This is a genomic window from Tritonibacter sp. AK171 (assembly GCF_030127025.1).
GTDB classification, from domain to species: domain Bacteria; phylum Pseudomonadota; class Alphaproteobacteria; order Rhodobacterales; family Rhodobacteraceae; genus Epibacterium; species Epibacterium mobile.
Map to the genome: position 1 here is coordinate 2,568,473 of NZ_CP126134.1, position 21,394 is coordinate 2,589,866.

Below are 21,394 nucleotides of genomic sequence, written 5' to 3' on the forward strand. Positions count from 1 at the left end.
TCAGATCCACTCGGGCGTGATGCCGATTTTCTCACAAAACGCCATGAAATCCGCGCGCGGCATTGCAACGGTGCGGTCATTCACCAGCGGATGCATATATATGCGATCCGCCGTCTGAGCTTCAGCGTCCATAAAGAACCTGACGCCCTTTGGCGCGCCGTTGATCATCGCCAGCGGGGTGACGGCGCCGGGGCGAATGCCAAGATGTTCCATCAGGCGCCCTTCGGACCCAAATGACAGCCCTCCCACCCCCAATTGCGCGCCAAGCGCCTTCAGGTCGATCTCACGATCCTGCTGCAGGGAGACAAGGTAATTTCGCTTCTTGCGATCCCGCAGATAGAGGTTCTTGAGGCGGAGCGCCGTTTCACCGGGCACCAGCAATTCGTCCTCCACCGCTTTGGACTCTTCGACCGTGCGCAATGGCACGTGCTGGTGCAAGACATAAGACAGCCCCCATGCGTCCAGCTGGGCCAGCAAAGCATCAGAAGACAGAGGCATAGAAACCGGTGCGGCGGTCGGCGCGTCCATAATCGCTCCTTCAGGTCAGGGAATTCAGGCCGTAACAGGCATACAGCGCCCTTTTGGCAGATTGCCCGGTATCTGTGCAACGCGGTTGCGACCGAACTTCAGGCGACTGCGGCAACCCGTGGTTCAAAGCACCTGAGCCAAGCAGCATCAATGTCGGCCATCTCGCGGCCTGCTCCACTCGGGCCGCACCCGAGGGCCGCCGGATAGCCACAACGCTGCTCGCGCAGCCGCGCCGGCTCTGCATCCCGTGGAGACACAGATGCAGGGCGCAGGCGGTCCAAACCTTCAAGCGTCACACGCTGATACGGGAGCGCACTGCGATACGGGCTGAGATTGCCGATGCCGCATGTTTCCTGAGCCGCAAAATACTCCAACCGCCGCGCCTTGGCAGCGGTGTTTTCGCCCATGCGGTGGGGACGACCGGCCTCGCCCAGCTGGTCTTCATGTCCCTGAGTTCGCCCTGCGCCAAGGTCGATCATATCACAACCAAAGTAGTAAATCTGCGAGGGCATCAATGCAGCAAGCGCCCAATATCCCGCCACAAATGCCATACCCTCGCCGGTGTATGGCGCGCCGCCGTAAAGGGTCTGAACCGGTGAAAACTCTGCCTCGGTGACAACTTTCTGGTCGCCCTCCAGCAGCACGGGCCTCCTGTCCACGGAAAAGTCCCTTCTGTGGATCATATGGGTCCAGTCTTCACGGATGCTCCACGCATCATGGATTGCAACCACATGATCAAACAGTCCGACCGGCCAGCCTGCGGCCTCGATCGCATAGGGAGCACTGCCAAGTATGAGGACTTTTGTCATAATTTCTTTACAACTCCTTGCCGAACCCGGCTTTGAGCAAATGCAACGGGGGAAGGTCAACGGGACCGCTCGAAAAAACTGAATATCAAATGCACCTATTGGTGGCGATCCGCCAGAAATGGCGGGTACAGGTGGAAAACTGCCGATGCCGCCGGGAGTGCCCTCTTTTGCACTTGCGCCCTTCTTCTTGACTCTCAGGTGCCCCCAGAGTAGGGCAGAGCCAATTCCGGGAGTCGTCGTGTCTTCCGGTCCTCGACATGGGTCGGGGATCGCCCTCCACCAGCGCGTTGCGCCCGTGGGGGCAAACCTTATTGGTTTGCACCCACATTTCTTGCACGGCGGGGGCAAACCTTGTTGGTTTGTGCCTATGGTTGCGATCTGGTGGCAGGTGATTGAGGTTCGTTCCACCGCTCCTTACATCAGGAGCACACATCGTAACCGGCAATGGAGGCCGAAGGCATGTTTGAAAATCTATCCGAACGCCTGTCTGGTGTCTTTGACCGGCTGACGAAACAGGGCGCTCTCTCTGAGGATGACGTAAAAACCGCTCTGCGCGAAGTGCGCGTGGCTCTGCTCGAAGCTGACGTTTCGCTGCCCGTCGCCCGTGATTTCGTCAAGAAGGTGCAGGAACAGGCCACGGGTCAGGCCGTTACCAAATCGGTGACACCGGGCCAGCAGGTTGTGAAGATCGTCCATGACGCGCTTGTCGATACGCTGCGCGGCGAAGACGATCCCGGCGCGCTCAAGATCGACAGCCCGCCCGCACCGATCCTGATGGTTGGTTTGCAAGGCTCCGGTAAGACCACCACCACCGGTAAACTCGCCAAGCGGCTCAAGGAAAAAGAGGGCAAGAAAGTACTTCTTGCCTCGCTCGACGTCTATCGCCCGGCAGCGATGGATCAGCTGGCGGTGCTCGGCACCCAGATCGGCGTCGACACCCTGCCGATCGTCAAAGGGCAAACCCCTGTAGATATCGCCAAGCGCGCCAAACAGCAGGCGGCGCTGGGGGGCTATGACGTCTATATGCTCGACACCGCCGGTCGTTTGCAGATCGACGATGTCCTGATGAAAGAGGTCGAGGACGTCCGCGACGTGGTCTCCCCGCGCGAGACCCTGCTGGTCGTCGATGGTCTGACCGGTCAGGTCGCCGTCGAGGTGGCCGAGGAATTCGACAACAAGATCGGCATCTCCGGCGTGGTCCTCACCCGGATGGATGGTGATGGTCGCGGCGGCGCGGCGCTCTCGATGCGCGCAGTGACCGGCAAGCCGATCCGCTTTGTCGGCCTTGGCGAAAAGATGGACGCCATTGAGACCTTCGAGCCGGACCGGATCGCAGGCCGCATCCTTGGCATGGGCGATATCGTCGCCCTTGTTGAGAAGGCACAGGAAACCATCGAGGCCGAACAGGCCGAGCGCATGATGAAGCGCATGATGAAGGGTCAGTTCAACATGAACGACCTGCGCATGCAGCTGGAACAAATGCAGCAGATGGGCGGCATGCAAGGCATGATGCAGATGATGCCGGGCATGAACAAAATGGCCAAACAGGTCGAAGAGTCGGGCTTTGACGACAAGATGGTCACGCGCCAGATCGCCATGATCCAGTCCATGACCAAAAAGGAACGCGCCAATCCTGCGCTTCTGCAGGCCAGCCGCAAGAAGCGCATCGCCGCAGGTTCCGGCATGGAAGTAGCCGACCTTAACAAGCTGCTGAAGATGCACCGCCAGATGGCGGATGTCATGAAAAAGATGGGCAAAATGGGCAAGGGCAAGATGCTGAAACAGGCCATGAAAGGCATGTTTGGCAAAGGCGGCATGCCCGAGATGCCGGGTGGTATGCCCGGCGGTATGGACCCCTCGCAGATGGACCCCAAAGCACTGGAAGCGGCCGCCAAAGCGATGGGCGGCAAGGGCGGATTGCCCGGTGGTCTCGGTGGACTGGGTGGTCTCGGCGGCGGCATGGGGCTGCCCGGCGGCCTCTCTGGTTTTGGCAAAAAGAAGTAACTCCGACAGATGACCTCGGCACCTACCATAGAAACCGACCGCTTGGTCCTGCGCCCGCATGAAGCGGGTGACCTGGAGGCGTTCTGGTCGTTCTACCAGAGCGACCGGTCGCGTTATATGGACGTGCCCAGCAGCCAGTCGCAGCTCTGGGCCGGGTTGCTTGCTGAGGTCGGTTCTTGGGAGATCTTTGGCTGGGGTGGTCTGGCGATTGAAACCAAGGACGGTCAATTGGCCGGGCAGGTCTGCATCAGCCAACCGCCGCACTTTCCCGAATTGGAACTGGGCTGGATCGTTTTTGAAGGATTTGAGGGCTTTGGCTATGCCTTCGAGGCCGCCTCTGCAATGCGCGACTTTGCCTTTGAAATTCTCGAAGTACCAACGCTGGTAAGCTACATCGACCGTGACAACCGCCGCTCGGTTCTGCTCGCGGAACGTATGGGCGCGGTGCTTGACCCGGATGCTGCGACCTACGACACGGTCGATCTGGTCTATCGCCATGCGCCCGACAGCACGGGCCCCGGACTGGAGGCCTACGCATGAGCACGCCCTCCATTCCGGTGATTGAAACCAAACGTCTGATCCTGCGCGGGCCAGAGGCTGAGGACTATCCGAACTTCAAGGCGACATTCACGTCTTATCGTGCGCGTTTCATGGGCGGCCCCCTCAATACCTACGAGGCTTGGATGCTCTACGCTGCCGAGATCGGCCACTGGCAGGTGCGCGGTTTTGGCATGTGGATGATCCACGACAAGATCACCGATGAAACCTACGGCATGGCCGGGGGCTGGCAGCCTGCAGGCTGGCCGGAGCGCGAGATCGCATGGATCATCTGGCCAGAGAAGGCAGGCAAGGGCTATGCGCTTGAGGCGACCCACGCAGCGCGCAAGCATTTCTACAACACGGCAGGCTGGGACGGCGCGGTCAGCTACATCGACCCAAAGAACCTCGACTCCATCCGCCTTGCCGAACGCCTTGGTGCGAAAAAAGATCACGATGCCCAGACCATCGACGGCAACGACGCGGTCTATCGGCACCCGACACCAGCACAGCTGCGAGACAGCCAGCTGACACATGGCATTGAGATGGAAATCGGTCACTACGCCGACCCGTTGTTCAAACCGAAAGGATGGGCCATTGACTGAGACCACGACCGGTCCTGCCGCGCGCGCAGCCGAGCTTTTGAAAGAGCACCGCGAAAGCATTGATCGTCTGGACGCGATCATTGTCTACACGCTGGGAGAGCGTTTTAAGCGCACGCAGGCTGTTGGCCAGCTTAAGGCAACACACGACCTTCCCCCGTCCGATCCCTCGCGCGAAGCGAAGCAGATCGCACGACTCGAAGAATTGGCGAAAGAGGCCGATCTGGACCCAAAATTCGCCAAGGCGTTCTTGAACTTCATCATTGATGAGGTCATCCGCCACCACAAGAAGCACCAGGAATAAGCGGGGTTTGACCTGAAACCAGGACACCTCGTTCAACGCCATCAAAGGAGAATGAAACCATGGCAATGAAAATCCGTCTGGCCCGCGGCGGCTCCAAGAAACGCCCCTTCTACCGCATCGTTGCAGCGGACTCCCGCATGCCGCGTGACGGCCGCTTCATCGAGAAGCTGGGCACCTACAACCCGCTCTTGCCGAAAGACAGCGAAGAGCGCGTGAAAATGGACATCGAAAAGATCCAGGCATGGCTCGACAAAGGCGCACAGCCGACCGACCGTGTTGCACGTATGCTCGAAGCAGCAGGCGTTCGCGAGAAAGCCGTGCGCAACAACCCCAACAAAGCAAAGCCGGGCAAAAAAGCTCAGGAGCGCGCTGAAGAAAAAGCCGCCAAGGCAGCTGAAGCAGCCGAAGCCGCAGCAGACGCGGAATAATCACATGACGGGCCCGGTGCAGGATGCAAAGGGGTGTTTCCCGCAGGCGTTCCGCGCCGAGCTCGATCTGTTGATGAAGTTGCGCCGGGACGTCCGGCGCTTCCGTACCGATCCGGTAGACGAGGCAGTGCTCACGCGCTGCCTCTCTGCTGTTTCGCTGGCCCCTTCTGTGGGGCTGAGCGAGCCATGGCGCATTATTCGCGTCGACTCTGATGCCGCACGTGCAGCGGCGCTAAAGAATTTTGAGACCGCCAATGCCGAGGCGCTGGCGGATTACAGCGAGGACCGCGCCGCCACCTATGCGCGCCTCAAACTCTCCGGCATGCGCGAAGCCCCGGTCCAGATCGCGTTTTTCTGCGATGACGAAACCGAAAAAGGTCACGGCCTTGGCGCGCGCACCATGCCGGAAATGCGCCGCTATTCGGTGGTCACGGCCATCACGCTCTTTTGGCTGTCATTGCGCGCTGAGGGCCTTGGCCTTGGCTGGGTGTCGGTGCTCGACCCCGATCAGATGGCGCGCGATCTGAACGTGCCCCAAAGCTGGAGCCTCATCGGCTATTTCTGCATCGGTCACCCGGAGCGTCTGTCAGACATTCCGGAATTGGAGCAGGAAGGTTGGGAGCAACGCTTTGCCGCGCTTCCGATTGAGACGCGCTAGGCGTAAGGAGCCGTTATGGGGCTGATCCGCATGTTGATCTTCACCCTTGTCGCCTTTGGCGCCGGGGTCCTTTATGAACGCAGCGGTGCCCGCGAGCGCTGCGCCACCGCTGGTGGAGACTGGGCAAGAACGGAAACGGGGACCGGCATGATTTGCCGGATGTGACATGAGCAATGTAAGTGAAGATCTGATTTGTGTCGGCGCGCTGGCGGGCTCTTTTGGAGTACGTGGCGAGGTCCGCCTAAAAAGCTTCTGCGCCAATCCCGAAGAGATCGAGGACTATTCCCCCCTGTTCGGAGAAGACGGCCAGACCCGCTACACGCTGGCGATCACCCGCGCGGTCAAGAACGGTTTCGCCGCCCGTATCGTGGATGTCGACACCAAAGAACAGGCGGATGCCCTCAAGGGTGTGCAGCTTTACGCACTGCGAGACGACCTTCCCTCGCTACCTGATGACGAGTTTTATCACGCCGACCTGATCGGGCTGGAGGTGTTTGACACCGGCGGTACGCTCTTGGGGCGCGTTAAGGCGGTACAGAACTACGGCGCCGATGACCTGCTGGAACTCCACGGGCCGGGGCTTTCGGCAACGGTGCTCTTGCCCTTTACCAAGGCGGCGGTGCCCACGGTCGACCTGACACAGGGCCGCATCATCGCAGACCCACCCGAAGGGGTATTTTAATCGCGACCCAATTGGTCACGTAGCGTCTGAAACATCATCAGTATTCGCTCGATCCGACGCTGCTCAGATTGTGTGCGCAGCTCTTTCTTGGCCGGGATCTGTAGCCAGTCATTAAAGAGCTGATGGCAAAAGAACACATGCAACACCGGGTCATCCTGACAGGGTTGACCATACCCGGAACCAAAAGCGACCCAGTCAGCGGCATTAAGCCCGGCCAAGCCGCGCTCCCCTGCGCGCTCTACCCCAAATGAATAGCCCAGCCGGGTCATGAAACGCGCCACATCCAATGCCACCGGACCGTCGCCGCGTGGGAGCGGATCAATACCATAGAGCCCATCGCGCCCGAAGATAAAATTGCGACTGTGTGCATCACCATGGCGCAAACCATATTTGCACGCGGCCCCGTCCGCCGCGCGCATCAATTGGTGCATGAAGGCGCAAATCCCCAGAAACTTTTTCGGATAGGCCGCTTCATGCTCACCGTTGCGGGTTCTCTGAGCAAAGCGGCGCACACGCCGCAACATGCCGTTTCCGTAAAACTGCAAAACAGATGTTTCGCTATGCAGATGCCTTAGCCACGCGCCACACTGACGAAGCACATCTGCCCGGGTGTCCAGTTCAATTTCAGACGCCTGCAACCGTGCATAGGCGGTCAATCCCGGCACATGGTCCAGCACGAGAATCTGGCGCTCAGAATCTGCCCAAACCAGCGGCGCCATGTGAAACGCCCGGCTTCCTTCCATGACACCTTCAAGCGCGCGGTAACATCCAAGCATCTGCGCAGAATGCTCCTTGGACCCGCGCGCCTCATGTTTCACCACAAACGAGCTGCGGTCGGTATGATCGAGAAGAAGTACCTCGCGTTGCTCGCGCTCCGTCGAAACTGACTTGATCAATCGCCACGTAGCTTGATCGGGGTTCAGTCCCAATGCCCTCACGACTGCATCTCGATCCAGCCCCGGCTCGGTTTTTCTGGTGCTATTGCTCATTGAGGCCCCGAGACTGTGCATTCATATGCATAACAACCGCCAAATCCCTATTGCAAACCAATCTGAAGGGCGGCATGCACTTTTGCCATGAGCAAACCAACAAAATCCCATGGGCGCATCTCAATCGGTGCCAGCCTGCGTCCCCGCGAGTTGATGAGCGATACGCCGGACCTTGCGGGCGTGTGGAAGGCCAAGATCCTGACTCTGTTTCCAGAGGCCTTTCCCGGTGTCTTGGGCGAGAGCCTGACCGGTAAAGCGCTGCAGCAGGGGCTTTGGCAGTTGGAAACTGTGGATCTGCGCCCCTTTGGGATCGGCAAGCACAAGAATGTCGACGACACGCCTGCCGGTGGTGGCGCGGGCATGGTGCTGCGCGCCGATGTGCTGGGCGAGGCGATTGAACACGCCATGCAAGGCACACGCGGCAACTGGCCACTCATTTATCTGTCGCCACGCGGTCGCCGGATGGACCAGAAGATGATGCAGAACTTCGCCCGTTGCGACGGTATGACGCTGCTCTGTGGCCGTTTTGAGGGCGTCGACGAACGTGTGCTTGAACACTACGGCATCCAGGAAGTCTCGCTTGGGGATTTTGTGATGACCGGCGGCGAGTTGGCCGCGCAGGCGCTCATTGACGCGACCGTCCGGCTGATCCCCGGTGTGCTGGGCAATCAGGCCTCAACCGAGGAAGAGAGCTTCTCCTCTGGCCTTCTTGAACATCCTCAATACACTCGTCCGGCAGAGTGGAAAGGACGCGCGATCCCTGAGGTTCTGATGTCCGGCCACCACGGCAAAATCGCGCAATGGCGGCAGGACATGAGCGAAAAGATCACCCAAGAGCGCCGCCCGGATCTTTGGGCCGCGCATCAGGCCCGCAAGTCTGACACGTGATCAGCACGTCAGTTTAAGCTGCCACCTGCGGAAACTGTCCAATTGCTCTTGCATGCTGCGCAGGTTCGTTTTCTCCGTGTAGCCGTCCAAGAGCTCAAGGATACCATCCTGAAACACTGCGGTGCAGCCGGTTTTGGCGCTGGCGATGCGCTCCAGATCCGATGCGGTATAGGCAAACCCATCCGCAGCCGGGGCCATCAACGCCAATCCGCGCGTTGTATCCGCACTAAACGCATAGGCCTTGCTGCCATCGCGCACGGTTGTACGCTCGGCCCAAAGCGCCTCATTCTGTGCCCGTTTCTGTGCCGCCGCATCAGAGGCGGGTCCGGCATACTCGCACCCGGCAATCATTAGTGCCGAAAATCCCAATGCAAAACAGTGCTTTAAAACCATTTAATGTCTCCTGCGGTTTGTCGTCATAGTGGCCTGAGCGCGCCCTAGGGTCAATCCGGTGCAACCCCGCTCTGACCTGCGGCGACATCGGCGTGACACTATGGATGGATCACCCCCCTGTCGCGTGGCATGCCCCCGTTGCCGGGTGGCCCATGTCGTGCTTTAGTCCTTGCGGTAAGTGAACGTAATAACTGGAGACCTCCGATGGCAGGTAAGTTCGAACTCTACACCGACAATGCGGGCGAGTACCGCTTTCGCCTCAAAGCTGGCAATGGCGAGAACATTCTGGCCAGCGAAGGCTACAAGCAAAAATCCAGCGCCGAGAATGGCATCGAGTCGGTCAAGAAGAACGCCAGCGAAGATGCCCGCTATGAGCGCAAGGAAACCGCTGCGGGCAAGCATATGTTCAACCTCAAGGCCACAAACGGTCAGGTCATCGGCACCTCGCAAAGCTACGCCAGCGCATCCGGGCGCGATGGCGGCATCGAATCCGTCAAATCAAACGCGCCAGACGCGCGCGTCGAAGATCTGACCTGATCCCATCACACAGATCCCTTTGATGCGAACCCCGGCAAACGTCGGGGTTCAGCTTTATGCCTTGGAAGCTGCACCCCGCCGTTGCACCCGCGTTGCCAACCGTAAGAGCTGCTGAAACTTCTCGCATTCCATGTGATTTTCCGCAGGGCACACCGCGACATGGTGCATCATTTCCGAAAGCGCCTCCAACCGCTGGGCTTGTCTGCGCATATCTTCAGCGCGCGCCTGCACATCCTCACGCAGGATCTCCGGACGGCCGCCGGGACCAAACATGGCGGCAATGTCATCCAGCGCAAAACCTCCCTGCTTGCCAAGCGCAATGAGCGACAGCTGTTCCAGCACGCCGGGGCCATATTGGCGCCGCAGCCCATTGCGCGACAGCGACTGAATCAGGCCTTTTTCCTCGTAGTAGCGCAGTGTTGACGGCTTCACGCCGCTCAGCTTTGCGACCTCACCAATATCGAGCAATTTCATTATTGACCTCAAGCTAACTTGAATTCGTAGCCTGCCCATCGAATTTGAATTTGGCAAGGAGAACTCGATGATTGCCTCCCCCTCTCCCCTCCCCGCGCTAGATCGCCGCGCGGTGGCCCTGTTGCTGGCCGCCACTTTGACAACCATGGCCAATGCCGCCATCAGCCCGGCGCTGCCGGGGTTGGAGGCACGCTTTGCCGAGCATCCGCATGCGGCATTATTGACCCGCTTCCTTGTGCCTGCCCCGTCCGTCGCCGTTGTGCTGATCGCAGGCTGGGCCGGATTGCTGGCTGACCGGCTTGGCAAGCGCGTACTTCTGTTGGCAGGCGTGCTGCTGTTTGCGCTGGCAGGAAGCCTTGGCATGGTGCTGAACAGCCTTGAGGCGATCCTCGCAAGCCGCCTTGCGTTGGGAGTTGCCGTAGCGCTCATTATGACGGCTCAAACCGCGCTCATCGCAGATTACTTTGACGGGGCCGCGCGCAGTCGTCTCTTGGGGTTGCAGATCTCGGCGCGCAACCTCGGCGGGCTGGTCTCGATCACGCTGGCTGGTGTTCTGGCCTTGATGTCACCGATGCACGCCTTTGCAATTCACGGCGTCGCCTTGCTGATCTTGCCCTTTCTTTGGACGACAATTACCGAACCCAAGCGTCCGCAAGTGGCACAGACCACATCTACAGAGGATCATGAGAGCACGCAGGGGCTGGGCGTGGGGCTCTGGGCAATGGCGGCTTTGCAGATGCTCACCACGATCTGTTTCTTCACAATGCCAACGCAGGTGCCGTTCTTTGTGGCAAGCCACGGGATTGAGAACACAGCCGTCATCGGCGCGGTCATGGGGGCGCTGACACTGGCAGGGACTCTCGCCGCCACCCGCTATGGCGCATTAAAGCCACGGCTTGGGCATGCTCGACTGTTCATGCTTGGCTATGGTCTCATGGGCGCAGGCATGGCAACGCTGGCCTTTGCGCCGGGGCTTACGGTGATCTTTGTCGGCGCAACGCTCGTTGGGTTGGGCTTTGCGACTGTCTCGCCGAATTTCAACGAAATCGCCCTGCGCTCTGCCCCTGCCAGCCGCCGCGGGCGGGCCGCAGGTGTGATGACCACCTCGGTCTTCTTGGGGCAGATCATCTCGCCCTTTTTGACCCTGCCATTGGTGCGCAGCACTGGCTATTCTGGCACCTTTGCAACGCTGGCGACGGCCCTTATTTTAGCGGCAATCACTGCCCTTATCTTCCACAGCATGCAAAAGCCACAAACGCGCGAGGTCTGAGGGGACATCAGCACCTCTTGGCATCACGTAACAGGCTTGCAAACTGGCCTCATCTGGCCTAGATACCGCGCGTCCGGGGCTCATTATGAGTCGTCCGGGCTCGCTTTGCGTGTCTGCGCTGTCTTCTTCGGCAGCCCTGCAGCCCAACGCGAATACGACAAGTAACGACACCACATCTCTGGCGGGCGCAATCGCGGACCCGGTGAAGACCAAGAGCTCTGGGGGATCACAAGACCTTCGTGGATATAACCACGAGCAACATAGGAGACGATCATGGATCTGATCGCACAACTCGAAGCGGAGCAAGTTGCTGCGCTGGGGAAAGAGATCCCCGATTTCAAAGCCGGTGACACCATCCGCGTCGGCTACAAAGTGACCGAAGGCACCCGCACCCGTGTGCAGGCCTATGAGGGCGTCTGCATCAGCCGTAAGAACGGCTCCGGCATTGCTGGTTCCTTCACCGTTCGCAAGATTTCCTTCGGCGAAGGCGTGGAGCGTGTGTTCCCGCTGCACTCCACCAACATCGACTCTATCGAGGTTGTTCGTCGCGGTCGTGTGCGTCGTGCGAAACTCTACTATCTGCGTTCGCGTCGCGGCAAATCCGCCCGTATCGCTGAAGACGCAAACTACAAAGCCAAAGCGTAAGGAGTGGTCTCATGAAAAAAGACATCCATCCCGACTACCACTTCATCGACGTCAAAATGACCGACGGCACCATCGTCAAAATGCGCTCCACCTGGGGCAGCGAAGGCGACCAGCTGGCACTGGACATCGACCCCTCCGCGCACCCCGCGTGGACCGGCGGCTCCTCCCGCCTGATGGACACCGGCGGCCGCGTGTCCAAGTTCAAGAAAAAATACGAAGGTCTGGGTTTCTGATCCAATCCTTCCACGGACTTATCCACATCGGATTTCCTGTTGAACGCCGCCCCTTTTCGGGCGGCGTTCTTCATTTGAACACAATAGAGTCCTGAATGGCCATTCCGCCACGGCCTCACGGAAAATAGGCTCTAACTTGGGCTTTTTGGCCGCTTCCCATTGATTCGACTGGCGCTTATAGTCCACCCAAAGCACAAGGCGCGGCAGCAAAAGCAGCGCAGGTTTAAAGGGATCCGTAAGATGGCGCATATCATTGTCGTCGGAAACGAAAAGGGCGGCGCAGGGAAATCCACCGTCTCCATGCATGTGGCCACAACATTGGCACGTATGGGTTACAAGGTGGCAGGTCTGGATCTGGATTTGCGGCAACGCTCGCTTGGTCGCTACCTGGAAAACCGGCTCGGATTTATTGCAGCATCCAACCTCGACCTACCGATGGTTTCGCTGCACGAGCTTCCGGAGATCGACGCAGACACATTGCAGCCCGGCGAGAACATCTATGATTTGCGTCTCTCTGCAGCAATCTCCGAACTGGAGCCGGAATACGACTTCATCCTGATCGACTGTCCCGGCTCGCACACCCGGCTGAGCCAAGTGGCGCATTCGCTGGCCGACACATTGATCACGCCGCTCAATGACAGTTTCGTGGATTTTGACCTGCTGGCGCATACGGATGAGAAGGGCGAGAAAATCAAAGGCCCCTCGGTTTACTCCGAAATGGTCTGGAACGCGCGCCAGTTGCGCGCGCAGGCGGGTTTGCCCCCCATCGACTGGATCGTGATCCGCAACCGGGTCGGCACCCAGCGCATGGTCAACAAGGAAAAGATGGAGCGTGCGATCAATATGCTCTCCAAGCGGATCGGCTTTCGCGTCGCACCGGGCTTTTCCGAGCGCGTGATCTTCCGCGAACTCTTCCCACGCGGCCTGACTTTGCTGGATCTGAAGGATGTGGGCGTCAAACAGCTCAACATCTCGAATATCGCCGCACGTCAGGAGCTGCGCGATATGATGAAAGCGCTGGAATTGCCCGAAGTCGAGATCGACATCTGATCCAAAAGGCTATGTAGCGGCACTCAGGGGTTCCGCTCCCTGCCCTGACCCACCTTCGGTGTGCCAGATCGGGATCGGCTAAGGGCGCGCGCCGGGCCTTTGGCCCGGCGCGCGCGGGTCCACCCGGTTACGGGTGGAAACCTCTTCGACCAACAGAGTGATTGGGATCCTGCAACGATGTCCGGGGGCTTGGTTGGCGCCTCACACCTCCGGTTGATACAGCGTAAAAAGCTCCACCGGCTCTGCCACCCCACGCAACATGTAGCGTCCGACCGAGATCAGCCCCTCTCCGTCACGCCCTGCCGCATTGCGCACGTCTTCCGAGAGGATGATCGAGCGCTCCACCGTGCGATGCATGTCCGCAATTCGTGCGGTCAGATTCACGGCCGGGCCGATCACGGTGAAATCCAGCCGATTGGGCGCACCGATATTGCCATAGAGAATCTCACCCGCATGCAGGGCCATGGTATATTCGGCCAGCGGCAGACCATCCGCGGCGCGGGCGGCATTGACCGCTTTCATCCGAGGCCCCAGTTCCGCAACGGCGCGCAATGCGGCCTGCGCATCCTCTTGCAGCGTGCCAAGGTTGAACATGGCCATGACCGCATCCCCCATGAACTTCAGGATATTGCCGCCATGCGACTGGATCAGCTCCACCACATGGCCGAAATAGTCGTTCAGCAAATCGACCATCGCCTCGCCCGGCAGAGCCTCAGAGAGCGCTGTAAAGCCGCGCAGGTCGAACAGGCAGATCACCGCATCGATATGTTGAGACGACCCGCGCGCGATTTCCCCGGACAGCACGCGCGCGCCGGCATCCCGGCCCAGATAGACCTGCAACAACGCACGCCCCATTTCGCGGTTACCCGCGCCTGCAAGCACAAGAGCCAGCGTGTCAAATACCCCCCGAATGATGTCCAAGTAGGGCGCGGCGTCCTCGGGCGCGCCGTCAAAACTCCAGGACACCACGAGGCCCTCGGCATCAGGGCGTTCAGGCTCATAGGCGGTATCGCTTGCAGGTCCCAACGGCTGCCAATGGGCAAAGTAACTCGTTGCGCCCATCGCCTTGAGGCGGGTGAATATCGGAAAACGCGACACATCCTGCGCGCTGAAGACACTGTGCATCTCAGTCTCGCCCGAGGTAAGAAGCGCATGAAACGGGCTTTGCAGCCACTCATGATGCGGTTCTTTGTGATCGACGCGACCAAAGTATTCGGCGTTCATCCCATCCTTGCGGGTCCAGGTAAAACCAATGCCCCCAAACTCAGGGTGCAGCGCGCGCTGCGCCAGCTGCATCCGCAACAGAGGCACCCCGTGGTTGACCAGTCGTTCGCAAAAGGCGCGCAACAGCTCTTCGCGTCCACGGGATTTGAGCCCCTGACGGGTGAGCCAGTTCTTTAGATCTTCGGTGGCGGCGTGAATTGCCCCATCCTCCTCATGGTGGGTCATGTTTCAAGATCGACCGGGCATTCCATGCTGGCCAACTGCCGTAACATACGGCGCAAGAGTGCCACATCGCCAGCCGAAAACCCCTTAGTCAGTTTCTGGTCATACGCCCGAGCCTGCTTGCGCAGATCGTCGTAGACGCCACGCCCCGCCGCCGTCAACTCAAGGTGCTCTGCCCTGCGATCAGACTCATCCCGGCTGCGACTGACCCAGCGGCGTTCCGCCAGTTTTGCGACGGCGCGGCTGATCTTTGTCTTGTGGATCTTGGCCCTTTGACTGATGTCCCGCGCGGTCATGCGATTGTACATGCCGAGATGGAACAACACCCGCCATTCGGTTCGCAGCATGCCGTAGCGCCCCTTGTAGAGCTTTTGAAACTCCAGCGAGGAATCCTCTGCCGCCCGATTCAGGAGAAACGGCAGGAAATCCTGCACTATAAAATCATCATTTTTGTCCATACCCGCGCTCCGCATCTCTTGTTAGTTACAAAATCAACTATTACCGAGAGGGAAATGCAAGAGGAGGTTGGCTAAAATGACCCGTCACGCTTTGCCTGACCAGATGATTCAAGCCCCGTCCAATCAGGGCACCCATGAGGGTTACATGCCCGGATTTGGGAATGATTTTGAAACCGAAGCCCTGCCCGGCGCCCTGCCCCAAGGCATGAACAGCCCGCAGAAATGCGAATATGGGCTCTATGGCGAACAGCTTTCCGGCACCGCCTTTACCGCAGAGCGCCCCGAGCGCACCTGGTGTTATCGCATCCGCCCCAGCGTCAAACATTCACACCGCTACGAGAAAATCGACCTGCCTTACTGGAAGAGCGCGCCGCATATTCCAGAGGATGTAATTTCGCTCGGCCAATACCGCTGGGACCCGGTGCCGCATTCGGATCAGGGGCTGACCTGGCTCACGGGGATGCGCACCATGACGACGGCGGGGGATGTGAACACCCAGGTCGGCATGGCGACCCATATCTACCTTGTGACAGAGTCGATGAAGGATGAATATTTCTTCTCCGCCGACTCAGAGCTTCTGGTGGTCCCGCAGGAGGGCCGCCTGCGCTTTGCCACCGAACTCGGTATCATCGACATTGAGCCTAAAGAAATCGCCATCCTCCCGCGTGGTCTGGTGTACCGTGTCGAAGTGCTGGATGGCCCGGCGCGCGGTTTTGTCTGCGAAAACTACGGTCAGAAATTCGATCTGCCCGGCCGTGGTCCGATCGGTGCGAACTGCATGGCCAACCCGCGGGATTTCAAGGCACCGGTGGCCGCATATGAGGACCGTGAAGTGCCCTCGACGCTGACCGTGAAATGGTGTGGCCAATTCCATGAGACCAAGATCGGCCAGAGCCCGCTCGATGTGGTGGCATGGCATGGCAACTACGCGCCCTATAAATACGATCTGCGCACCTATTGCCCGGTGGGCGCGATCCTGTTTGACCACCCTGACCCGTCGATCTTTACCGTGCTGACCGCGCCCTCGGGCCAGCCGGGAACCGCCAATATCGATTTTGTGCTGTTCCGCGAACGCTGGATGGTGGCCGAGAACACCTTCCGCCCACCGTGGTATCATAAGAACATCATGTCCGAGCTGATGGGCAACATCTACGGCCAGTATGATGCCAAGCCGCAGGGCTTTGTTCCCGGTGGCGTAAGCCTTCACAACATGATGCTGCCGCATGGTCCCGACCGGGAGGCCTTTGAGGGCGCGTCGAATTCCAACCTCGGACCGGAGAAGCTGGAGAACACCATGTCCTTCATGTTTGAAACCCGCTTCCCCCAGCATCTGACGGAGTTTGCCGCCAATGAGGCTCCGCTTCAGGATGAATACATCGACTGTTGGAGCGATCTGGAAAAGAAATTCGACGGAACACCCGGTAAGAAGTAAGGGGGCGGGGGCGCTGCCCCCTCTGCGGCCCCAAGTGGGGGCCGCATTCACCCCCGAGATATTTGTAAAAAGCTGAAGGAGGGCCGACAGAGCCCTCACCACCAAAAAGGAACGCGCATGCCTTTGAAAAAATCCTGGGTGACGTCGGCCAATTCCGCTGACCACCCTTTTCCGCTGAACAACCTTCCCTATGGTGTGTTTTCAACCCCCGACAGCGATCCGCGCTGTGGCGTGGCAATTGGTGACATGATCCTCGACCTGCAGGCGGCAGAAGCGGCTGGACTGGTTGATATGGGCGAGGAAGCGCTGTTCGAATTGCCCTTCTGGAACGAGTTTATGGAAGAAGGCCCTGCGGTCTGGGCCACGCTTCGCAATCGCCTGATCGCGCTTTTGCAAGAGGGCGCAGAAGAGCAAAAGAAAGTCGAAGCCTGCCTTGTGCCGATGGCCGATGCCGAGATGCACATGCCCTTTATGGTGTCGGAATACACCGATTTCTATGCCGGGCGTCACCACGCCACCAATGTCGGCACCATGTTCCGGGGCGCGGAGAACGCGCTGCCGCCAAACTGGCTGCATATTCCGATCGGGTACAACGGTCGTGCGTCTTCCGTCGTGGTCTCGGGCACCGATGTGCGGCGCCCCTGGGGTCAGCTCAAGGGGCCAAATGATGACGCGCCCCGTTGGGCGCCTTGCGCACGATTTGATATCGAGCTGGAAATGGGCGCGATTGTTGGCACGCCATCGGATGGGCCGATCACGGTGCAGGAAGCGGATGATCACATCTTTGGTTATGTGCTGCTGAACGACTGGTCCGCCCGCGATATCCAGGCTTGGGAATACCAGCCGCTCGGCCCTTTTCAGGCCAAAGCGACGGCCACCACCATCAGCCCGTGGATCGTCACCAAAGCCGCATTAGAGCCTTTCCGCTGCGACACGCCTGCGCGCGAAGTAGAGCTTCTGGATCACCTGAAGGACTGCGGCCCGATGCTCTATAGCATCGACCTTGCCGTGACCCTGCGTCCTGAGGGTGGCGAAGAGGCCACCATCGCAAGCACCAACTACAAGGAAATGTATTATTCCGCCGCGCAGCAACTGGCGCATCACACCACCTCGGGCTGTCCGATGAACGCGGGCGATCTGCTGGGATCCGGCACCATATCAGGCCCTAACAAAGACGAACGCGGCTCGCTCCTTGAACTCAGCTGGGGCGGCAAGGAGCCACTCACGCTGCCCTCGGGCGACACCCGCAGCTTTATCGAGGACGGCGATACGCTGACCCTCAAAGGCGCAGCCAAAGGCGATGGCTATACCATCGGATTTGGCGACTGCACCGGCACGGTCCTGCCCGCGCTCAGCGATCCTTTCGCACGCTGACGCCTTCATCTTTTCATAAATACCTCCGCCGGAGGCATCCCAACCTGACCTCCGGCGGAACAGACAAAAAGGATACGCAACCATGGCCAAGGCATTCGCATCCCAAGGCGACATGAGCGAAAAGACAATTTCCTTCACCGAAGTGGGCGAGGGGCTATATGCCTTCACCGCCGAAGGCGACCCGAATTCGGGCGTCATCATCGGGGATGACTCGGTGATGATTGTTGAGGCGCAGGCAACCCCGCGTCTGGCCAACAAGGTGATCGAATGTGTGCGCTCCGTCACCGACAAACCGATCAGCCATGTGGTGCTCACCCACTACCACGCGGTGCGTGTGCTGGGGGCCTCGGCCTTTGGCGCACAGAACATCATCATGTCCGACACCGCGCGCGCCATGGTGGTGGAACGCGGCCAAGAGGACTGGGACAGCGAATTCCAACGCTTCCCGCGCCTGTTTGAGGGCCATGAAAGCATCCCCGGCCTCACCTGGCCGACCACAACATTCTCGGACAGTATGACCGTCTACCTTGGCAATCGCCGCATCGACATCAAACATCTGGGCCGCGCCCATACCGCAGGGGATGCGGTGATCCATGTGCCGGATCAGAACGTCATGTTCACCGGCGACATCGTCGAATACCACTCCGCCTGCTATTGCGGCGACGGGCATTTTGGCGATTGGGGCAACACCCTCGACAACATCAAGGCCTATGATGTGGACGCCATCGCCCCCGGTCGTGGCGACGCGCTGGTCGGCAAGGACATGGTCAACGCCGCCATTGAAAACACCCGCGATTTTGTCGAGAGCACCTATCGCCCGGCCGCCAAGGTTGCCGCCCGTGGTGGGTCCCTCAAGGAAGCATGGGACGCGGTGCGCGAGGCCTGTGATCCCAAGTTCAAAGACTACGCGATCTACGAACACTGCCTGCCGTTCAACGTCGCCCGCGCCTATGACGAGGCCCGAGGCATCGACACCCCCCGCATCTGGACCGCCCAGCGCGATCTGGAGATGTGGGAGGCGCTGCAGTCCTGATTTTCGGCTCTAACACCTGATTTAGAGCCTATTTTGAACGCATCGGCGGCCTTGTCCGCCCCTGCACCGGTCCCCAAGTCGCGGGACCGGACCCGTGCCTGCTTGCCCGGAGGGAGGAAACCGGATGAACAAGATTTTCGAGGTGCCGCTATACCCATATACGCGACATGCGGATCAGGACGCGCATCCGCCTGCGCGCCACAAGGTGGTTGTGGTGGGCGCAGGTCCCGTGGGCCTTGCCGCCGCCATTGACCTTGCACAATCCGGCGTTCCAGTCGTGGTACTGGACGACAATGACAAGGTGAGCTTTGGCTCTCGTGCGATCTGTTTTGCCAAACGCACCCTGGAAATCGCGGACCGCCTTGGTGTTGGCCATGCGATGGCGAACAAGGGAGAGGAATGGAACGTCGGAAAGGTGTTTTTCGGCGATCGTAAGGTCTATGACTTCAACCTTCTGCCCGAAGATGGCCACCAGTTTCCGGCCTTTGTGAACCTGCAACAATACTACATCGAGGAATATCTCGTTGACCGCGTCCGCGCCCTGCAGGCTGAGGGCGCGCCGATTGAAATGCGCGGCAAGAACCGCGTCACGGATGTCTCGGACCACGGTGATTATGCCGCGCTGACGGTGGAGACCCCGGACGGGGCCTACACGCTGGAAACCGAGTGGCTCATCGCCTGTGACGGAGCGGGGTCGCCCATTCGCGCGCAGATGGGGCTCGATTTTGTGGGCCGGGTGTTTGAAGACAACTTCCTCATTGCCGATGTGGTCATGGATGCGGATTTCCCGACCGAACGCTGGTTCTGGTTCGATCCGCCCTTCAACAAGGGTCAATCGGCGCTGTTGCACAAACAGCCCGATGGCGTCTGGCGCATCGACCTGCAACTGGGCTGGGACATCGACAAAGAGGCCGAGAAAAAGCCCGAAAACGTGATCCCGCGCCTCAAGGCGATGCTGGGCGAGGACGTTCAGTTCGAGCTGGAGTGGGTCTCCATCTACACGTTTCAGTGCCGCCGGATGGAGAAATTTCGCCACGGTCGGGTGATCTTTGCCGGCGATAGCGCGCATCAGGTTTCGCCCTTTGGCGCGCGCGGGGCAAATTCCGGCCTGCAAGACACTGACAATCTGATCTGGAAACTGAAACTGGTGCTGGACGGCGTCGCGGACCAGAGCCTTCTGGATACCTACGATGCCGAGCGGCTGGCGGCGGCGGATGAGAATATCCTCAACTCCTCCCGCTCAACCGACTTCATTACGCCCAAATCAGAGATGTCGCGCATCTTCCGCGATGCGGTGCTGGATCTCTCCGAACATCACGGCTTTGCCCGCCCGCTGGTGAACTCGGGCCGCCTCTCGGTGCCCTCTATCTATGACGGCTCCCGGCTCAATTCTGCCGATCAGCTGCCCGGTGGCCCTGCCCGCACCCGTCCCGGTGCGCCCTGCCCCGATGTGCCGCTGGACGCGGGCTATCTGCTGGCGCAGCTCGGCGGCGGGTTCACCTTGCTGTCGATCAATGCAGAGCTGCCCGACGGGTTTGAGGAGGCTGGCGTGACCGTCTCGTCTTTGGCGCTCACCACCGAAACCCACACGGCATTGGCCGAGCGTTATCTGGGTGACGCCGCTTCTGCCGTTTATCTGATCCGCCCGGATCAGCATGTCGCCACCCGGATGGACCGTTTTGACGCGCCCCATTTCCGCGCCGCCCTGCGCCGCGCCATCGGTAAGGAGTGACCCATATGACCGATGCCCTGACCCTGACCCCGAACCTTGCGAAACCTGATGACAGTTACGCCCTGCTGCTGGCTGCCCATGAGGGACTGACCAAGGCTCAAAGTGATACGCTGAATGCCCGCTTGATCCTGCTTCTGGCCAACCACATTGGCGACCCGCAGGTTCTGAAACAGGCTCTAACAGAGGCAAAACGAGGGCTGCGCGATGACTGAGGCAGTGCTTTATGACTACTGGCGCTCTTCGGCCAGCTACCGTCTGCGCATTGCGCTGAACCTTGCAGGGATCGTTTACGAGAGCCGCGTCGTTGATCTGGTAGCAGGCGATCAGCGGTCGCCGGATCATCTGGCGCTTAATCCTCAGGGGTTTGTGCCAGTGCTGGAAATCGACGGGCATCGGTTTACGCAGTCGCTGGCCTGTCTCACCTACCTGAACACAACTCGCAACCTTGAATTGCTGCCCAGCGCCCCGTCCGAGCGCGCCCATGTCGAGGCTCTGGCGCAGTCTATCGCGGTCGATCTGCATCCGGTCTGCAACCTCTCTGTTGCCCGTTTCGGCGTTGCGCAAAGCGGCGGCAACTTGCAGATGGGCGACTGGATGCGCCAGTTTATTGGCCCCGGGCTTGCGGCATTCGATGCGCTGCTCAACCGCTGGGAGGAGGCCCCCTATTGCACCGGTGATCGCCCCGGGCTGGCTGACATCTGCCTGATGCCGCAACTTTATAATGCGCGGCGCTGGGAGGTCGACCTCAGCCCCTTCCCTCGCCTAGAACGGATCGAGGCCACCTGCGCGGATCATCCAGCCTTTGCCGCTGCGCATCCGGACCAGCATCAGCCGGGCTAACGCCCCATCATCCGCCGCGCACGGTGGCGTTTTGGATAAAGGGGTGGC

The 21,394-nt window shown here is 59.7% G+C and carries 27 protein-coding genes; 20 read left to right on the forward strand and 7 right to left on the reverse strand.

Translation table 11 applies throughout. The features are described from left to right. Positions 1-528: a prolyl-tRNA synthetase associated domain-containing protein gene (locus QNI81_RS12070; RefSeq protein ID WP_283966643.1), complete on the reverse strand. Its 528-nt coding sequence runs from the start codon at positions 526-528 to the stop codon at positions 1-3. Between the two features lie 98 nt (positions 529-626). Next, a complete protein-coding gene (locus tag QNI81_RS12075) occupies positions 627-1,337 on the reverse strand; it encodes a hypothetical protein (protein WP_283966644.1) in 711 nt (236 codons plus the stop codon). 459 nt (positions 1,338-1,796) lie between these two features. Here QNI81_RS12075 and ffh point away from each other — a divergent pair, with 459 nt between their 5' ends. From ffh to rimM, 8 genes are read left to right on the forward strand one after another with little or no spacing between them, the layout of a single operon-like run. Further along, positions 1,797-3,341: a signal recognition particle protein gene (gene ffh / locus QNI81_RS12080; protein WP_283966645.1), complete on the forward strand. Its 1,545-nt coding sequence runs from the start codon at positions 1,797-1,799 to the stop codon at positions 3,339-3,341. 9 nt (positions 3,342-3,350) lie between these two features. Next, positions 3,351-3,881, forward strand: a complete 531-nt coding sequence (locus QNI81_RS12085) for a GNAT family N-acetyltransferase (RefSeq protein WP_009177784.1) — start codon at positions 3,351-3,353, stop codon at positions 3,879-3,881. Continuing rightward, positions 3,878-4,483, forward strand: a complete 606-nt coding sequence (locus QNI81_RS12090; RefSeq protein WP_005618210.1) for a GNAT family N-acetyltransferase — start codon at positions 3,878-3,880, stop codon at positions 4,481-4,483. The genes QNI81_RS12085 and QNI81_RS12090 overlap by 4 nt, the downstream gene beginning before the upstream one ends. Continuing rightward, complete coding sequence (locus QNI81_RS12095) at positions 4,476-4,784, forward strand: chorismate mutase (protein WP_283966646.1); 309 nt, start codon at positions 4,476-4,478, stop codon at positions 4,782-4,784. Before QNI81_RS12090 ends, QNI81_RS12095 begins: the two co-directional genes overlap by 8 nt. A gap of 59 nt (positions 4,785-4,843) precedes the next feature. Then, positions 4,844-5,212: a 30S ribosomal protein S16 gene (rpsP, locus tag QNI81_RS12100; protein WP_283966647.1), complete on the forward strand. Its 369-nt coding sequence runs from the start codon at positions 4,844-4,846 to the stop codon at positions 5,210-5,212. A gap of 4 nt (positions 5,213-5,216) precedes the next feature. Beyond that, on the forward strand, positions 5,217-5,870 hold the full coding sequence (gene bluB / locus QNI81_RS12105; RefSeq protein WP_283966648.1) for a 5,6-dimethylbenzimidazole synthase: 654 nt from the start codon (positions 5,217-5,219) through the stop codon (positions 5,868-5,870). A 15-nt stretch (positions 5,871-5,885) separates the two neighbouring features. After that, a complete protein-coding gene (locus QNI81_RS12110; RefSeq protein ID WP_172599695.1) occupies positions 5,886-6,035 on the forward strand; it encodes a hypothetical protein in 150 nt (49 codons plus the stop codon). Position 6,036: 1 nt separating this feature from the next. Continuing rightward, positions 6,037-6,552 (forward strand): ribosome maturation factor RimM, encoded by a 516-nt coding sequence (gene rimM, locus QNI81_RS12115; RefSeq protein WP_005618222.1) that lies wholly within the window; start codon positions 6,037-6,039, stop codon positions 6,550-6,552. Here rimM and QNI81_RS12120 read toward each other — a convergent pair. Beyond that, a complete protein-coding gene (locus QNI81_RS12120) occupies positions 6,549-7,541 on the reverse strand; it encodes a phosphotransferase (RefSeq protein WP_283966649.1) in 993 nt (330 codons plus the stop codon). The two genes, rimM and QNI81_RS12120, sit on opposite strands and share 4 nt — an antisense overlap. 87 nt (positions 7,542-7,628) lie before the next feature. On the opposite strand from QNI81_RS12120, the gene trmD reads away from it, so the two are divergent. Next, entirely contained in the window at positions 7,629-8,429 is an 801-nt protein-coding gene (gene trmD, locus QNI81_RS12125; RefSeq protein WP_126137701.1) for a tRNA (guanosine(37)-N1)-methyltransferase TrmD, read from the forward strand. Here the strand turns inward: trmD and QNI81_RS12130 are convergent, their stop codons facing one another. Beyond that, on the reverse strand, positions 8,430-8,822 hold the full coding sequence (locus tag QNI81_RS12130; RefSeq protein ID WP_009178113.1) for a hypothetical protein: 393 nt from the start codon (positions 8,820-8,822) through the stop codon (positions 8,430-8,432). Positions 8,823-9,026: 204 nt separating this feature from the next. Here QNI81_RS12130 and QNI81_RS12135 point away from each other — a divergent pair, with 204 nt between their 5' ends. Next, positions 9,027-9,359 carry a YegP family protein gene (locus tag QNI81_RS12135; protein WP_005618234.1) on the forward strand — a complete coding sequence of 111 codons (333 nt, stop codon included), beginning with the start codon at positions 9,027-9,029 and terminating at the stop codon, positions 9,357-9,359. A gap of 54 nt (positions 9,360-9,413) precedes the next feature. Here the strand turns inward: QNI81_RS12135 and QNI81_RS12140 are convergent, their stop codons facing one another. Further along, entirely contained in the window at positions 9,414-9,833 is a 420-nt protein-coding gene (locus tag QNI81_RS12140; protein WP_283966650.1) for a helix-turn-helix domain-containing protein, read from the reverse strand. Between the two features lie 67 nt (positions 9,834-9,900). Here QNI81_RS12140 and QNI81_RS12145 point away from each other — a divergent pair, with 67 nt between their 5' ends. From QNI81_RS12145 to QNI81_RS12160, 4 genes are all read left to right on the forward strand, one after another. Further along, positions 9,901-11,103, forward strand: a complete 1,203-nt coding sequence (locus tag QNI81_RS12145) for an MFS transporter (protein WP_283966651.1) — start codon at positions 9,901-9,903, stop codon at positions 11,101-11,103. Between the two features lie 273 nt (positions 11,104-11,376). Continuing rightward, entirely contained in the window at positions 11,377-11,748 is a 372-nt protein-coding gene (rplS, locus tag QNI81_RS12150; protein WP_005618242.1) for a 50S ribosomal protein L19, read from the forward strand. 11 nt (positions 11,749-11,759) lie between these two features. Beyond that, on the forward strand, positions 11,760-11,981 hold the full coding sequence (rpmE, locus tag QNI81_RS12155; RefSeq protein WP_005618243.1) for a 50S ribosomal protein L31: 222 nt from the start codon (positions 11,760-11,762) through the stop codon (positions 11,979-11,981). A 240-nt stretch (positions 11,982-12,221) separates the two neighbouring features. Further along, on the forward strand, positions 12,222-13,031 hold the full coding sequence (locus QNI81_RS12160; protein WP_005618244.1) for a division plane positioning ATPase MipZ: 810 nt from the start codon (positions 12,222-12,224) through the stop codon (positions 13,029-13,031). Positions 13,032-13,232: 201 nt separating this feature from the next. Here the strand turns inward: QNI81_RS12160 and QNI81_RS12165 are convergent, their stop codons facing one another. Together QNI81_RS12165 and QNI81_RS12170 are read right to left on the reverse strand one after the other, a co-directional pair. Further along, complete coding sequence (locus QNI81_RS12165) at positions 13,233-14,480, reverse strand: adenylate/guanylate cyclase domain-containing protein (protein WP_283966652.1); 1,248 nt, start codon at positions 14,478-14,480, stop codon at positions 13,233-13,235. Further along, positions 14,477-14,935 (reverse strand): MarR family winged helix-turn-helix transcriptional regulator, encoded by a 459-nt coding sequence (locus QNI81_RS12170; protein ID WP_009178138.1) that lies wholly within the window; start codon positions 14,933-14,935, stop codon positions 14,477-14,479. Before QNI81_RS12170 ends, QNI81_RS12165 begins: the two co-directional genes overlap by 4 nt. A gap of 76 nt (positions 14,936-15,011) precedes the next feature. On the opposite strand from QNI81_RS12170, the gene hmgA reads away from it, so the two are divergent. From hmgA to maiA, 6 genes are all read left to right on the forward strand, one after another. Further along, positions 15,012-16,367, forward strand: coding sequence for a homogentisate 1,2-dioxygenase (gene hmgA, locus QNI81_RS12175; protein WP_110362748.1), 1,356 nt, complete (start codon positions 15,012-15,014; stop codon positions 16,365-16,367). Positions 16,368-16,484: 117 nt separating this feature from the next. Then, entirely contained in the window at positions 16,485-17,741 is a 1,257-nt protein-coding gene (gene fahA / locus QNI81_RS12180; protein WP_283966653.1) for a fumarylacetoacetase, read from the forward strand. 82 nt (positions 17,742-17,823) lie between these two features. Beyond that, a complete protein-coding gene (locus tag QNI81_RS12185) occupies positions 17,824-18,774 on the forward strand; it encodes an MBL fold metallo-hydrolase (protein WP_009178110.1) in 951 nt (316 codons plus the stop codon). A gap of 124 nt (positions 18,775-18,898) precedes the next feature. Next, positions 18,899-20,506 carry an FAD-dependent oxidoreductase gene (locus QNI81_RS12190; RefSeq protein ID WP_283966654.1) on the forward strand — a complete coding sequence of 536 codons (1,608 nt, stop codon included), beginning with the start codon at positions 18,899-18,901 and terminating at the stop codon, positions 20,504-20,506. 5 nt (positions 20,507-20,511) lie between these two features. Continuing rightward, complete coding sequence (locus tag QNI81_RS12195) at positions 20,512-20,718, forward strand: DUF2783 domain-containing protein (protein WP_283966655.1); 207 nt, start codon at positions 20,512-20,514, stop codon at positions 20,716-20,718. Continuing rightward, a complete protein-coding gene (maiA, locus tag QNI81_RS12200) occupies positions 20,711-21,346 on the forward strand; it encodes a maleylacetoacetate isomerase (protein ID WP_283966656.1) in 636 nt (211 codons plus the stop codon). Before QNI81_RS12195 ends, maiA begins: the two co-directional genes overlap by 8 nt. Positions 21,347-21,394 lie beyond the last annotated feature (48 nt).

Excerpts from the sequence above, each read along its gene's own strand:
- QNI81_RS12075 (WP_283966644.1), bottom strand. The coding sequence starts at position 1,337 with ATGACAAAAGTCCTCATACTTGGCAGTGCTCCCTATGCGATCGAGGCC.
- QNI81_RS12090 (WP_005618210.1), top strand. The coding sequence starts at position 3,878 with ATGAGCACGCCCTCCATTCCGGTGATTGAAACCAAACGTCTGATCCTG.
- QNI81_RS12135 (WP_005618234.1), top strand. The coding sequence starts at position 9,027 with ATGGCAGGTAAGTTCGAACTCTACACCGACAATGCGGGCGAGTACCGC.
- rplS (WP_005618242.1), top strand. The coding sequence starts at position 11,377 with ATGGATCTGATCGCACAACTCGAAGCGGAGCAAGTTGCTGCGCTGGGG.
- trmD (WP_126137701.1), top strand. The coding sequence starts at position 7,629 with ATGAGCAAACCAACAAAATCCCATGGGCGCATCTCAATCGGTGCCAGC.
- maiA (WP_283966656.1), top strand. The coding sequence starts at position 20,711 with ATGACTGAGGCAGTGCTTTATGACTACTGGCGCTCTTCGGCCAGCTAC.
- QNI81_RS12085 (WP_009177784.1), top strand. The coding sequence starts at position 3,351 with ATGACCTCGGCACCTACCATAGAAACCGACCGCTTGGTCCTGCGCCCG.
- QNI81_RS12170 (WP_009178138.1), bottom strand. The coding sequence starts at position 14,935 with ATGGACAAAAATGATGATTTTATAGTGCAGGATTTCCTGCCGTTTCTC.
- rpmE (WP_005618243.1), top strand. The coding sequence starts at position 11,760 with ATGAAAAAAGACATCCATCCCGACTACCACTTCATCGACGTCAAAATG.
- ffh (WP_283966645.1), top strand. The coding sequence starts at position 1,797 with ATGTTTGAAAATCTATCCGAACGCCTGTCTGGTGTCTTTGACCGGCTG.
- rimM (WP_005618222.1), top strand. The coding sequence starts at position 6,037 with ATGAGCAATGTAAGTGAAGATCTGATTTGTGTCGGCGCGCTGGCGGGC.
- QNI81_RS12145 (WP_283966651.1), top strand. The coding sequence starts at position 9,901 with ATGATTGCCTCCCCCTCTCCCCTCCCCGCGCTAGATCGCCGCGCGGTG.
- rpsP (WP_283966647.1), top strand. The coding sequence starts at position 4,844 with ATGGCAATGAAAATCCGTCTGGCCCGCGGCGGCTCCAAGAAACGCCCC.
- QNI81_RS12185 (WP_009178110.1), top strand. The coding sequence starts at position 17,824 with ATGGCCAAGGCATTCGCATCCCAAGGCGACATGAGCGAAAAGACAATT.
- bluB (WP_283966648.1), top strand. The coding sequence starts at position 5,217 with ATGACGGGCCCGGTGCAGGATGCAAAGGGGTGTTTCCCGCAGGCGTTC.
- QNI81_RS12130 (WP_009178113.1), bottom strand. The coding sequence starts at position 8,822 with ATGGTTTTAAAGCACTGTTTTGCATTGGGATTTTCGGCACTAATGATT.
- QNI81_RS12110 (WP_172599695.1), top strand. The coding sequence starts at position 5,886 with ATGGGGCTGATCCGCATGTTGATCTTCACCCTTGTCGCCTTTGGCGCC.
- hmgA (WP_110362748.1), top strand. The coding sequence starts at position 15,012 with ATGACCCGTCACGCTTTGCCTGACCAGATGATTCAAGCCCCGTCCAAT.
- fahA (WP_283966653.1), top strand. The coding sequence starts at position 16,485 with ATGCCTTTGAAAAAATCCTGGGTGACGTCGGCCAATTCCGCTGACCAC.
- QNI81_RS12160 (WP_005618244.1), top strand. The coding sequence starts at position 12,222 with ATGGCGCATATCATTGTCGTCGGAAACGAAAAGGGCGGCGCAGGGAAA.
- QNI81_RS12165 (WP_283966652.1), bottom strand. The coding sequence starts at position 14,480 with ATGACCCACCATGAGGAGGATGGGGCAATTCACGCCGCCACCGAAGAT.
- QNI81_RS12070 (WP_283966643.1), bottom strand. The coding sequence starts at position 528 with ATGGACGCGCCGACCGCCGCACCGGTTTCTATGCCTCTGTCTTCTGAT.
- QNI81_RS12190 (WP_283966654.1), top strand. The coding sequence starts at position 18,899 with ATGAACAAGATTTTCGAGGTGCCGCTATACCCATATACGCGACATGCG.
- QNI81_RS12140 (WP_283966650.1), bottom strand. The coding sequence starts at position 9,833 with ATGAAATTGCTCGATATTGGTGAGGTCGCAAAGCTGAGCGGCGTGAAG.
- QNI81_RS12120 (WP_283966649.1), bottom strand. The coding sequence starts at position 7,541 with ATGAGCAATAGCACCAGAAAAACCGAGCCGGGGCTGGATCGAGATGCA.
- QNI81_RS12195 (WP_283966655.1), top strand. The coding sequence starts at position 20,512 with ATGACCGATGCCCTGACCCTGACCCCGAACCTTGCGAAACCTGATGAC.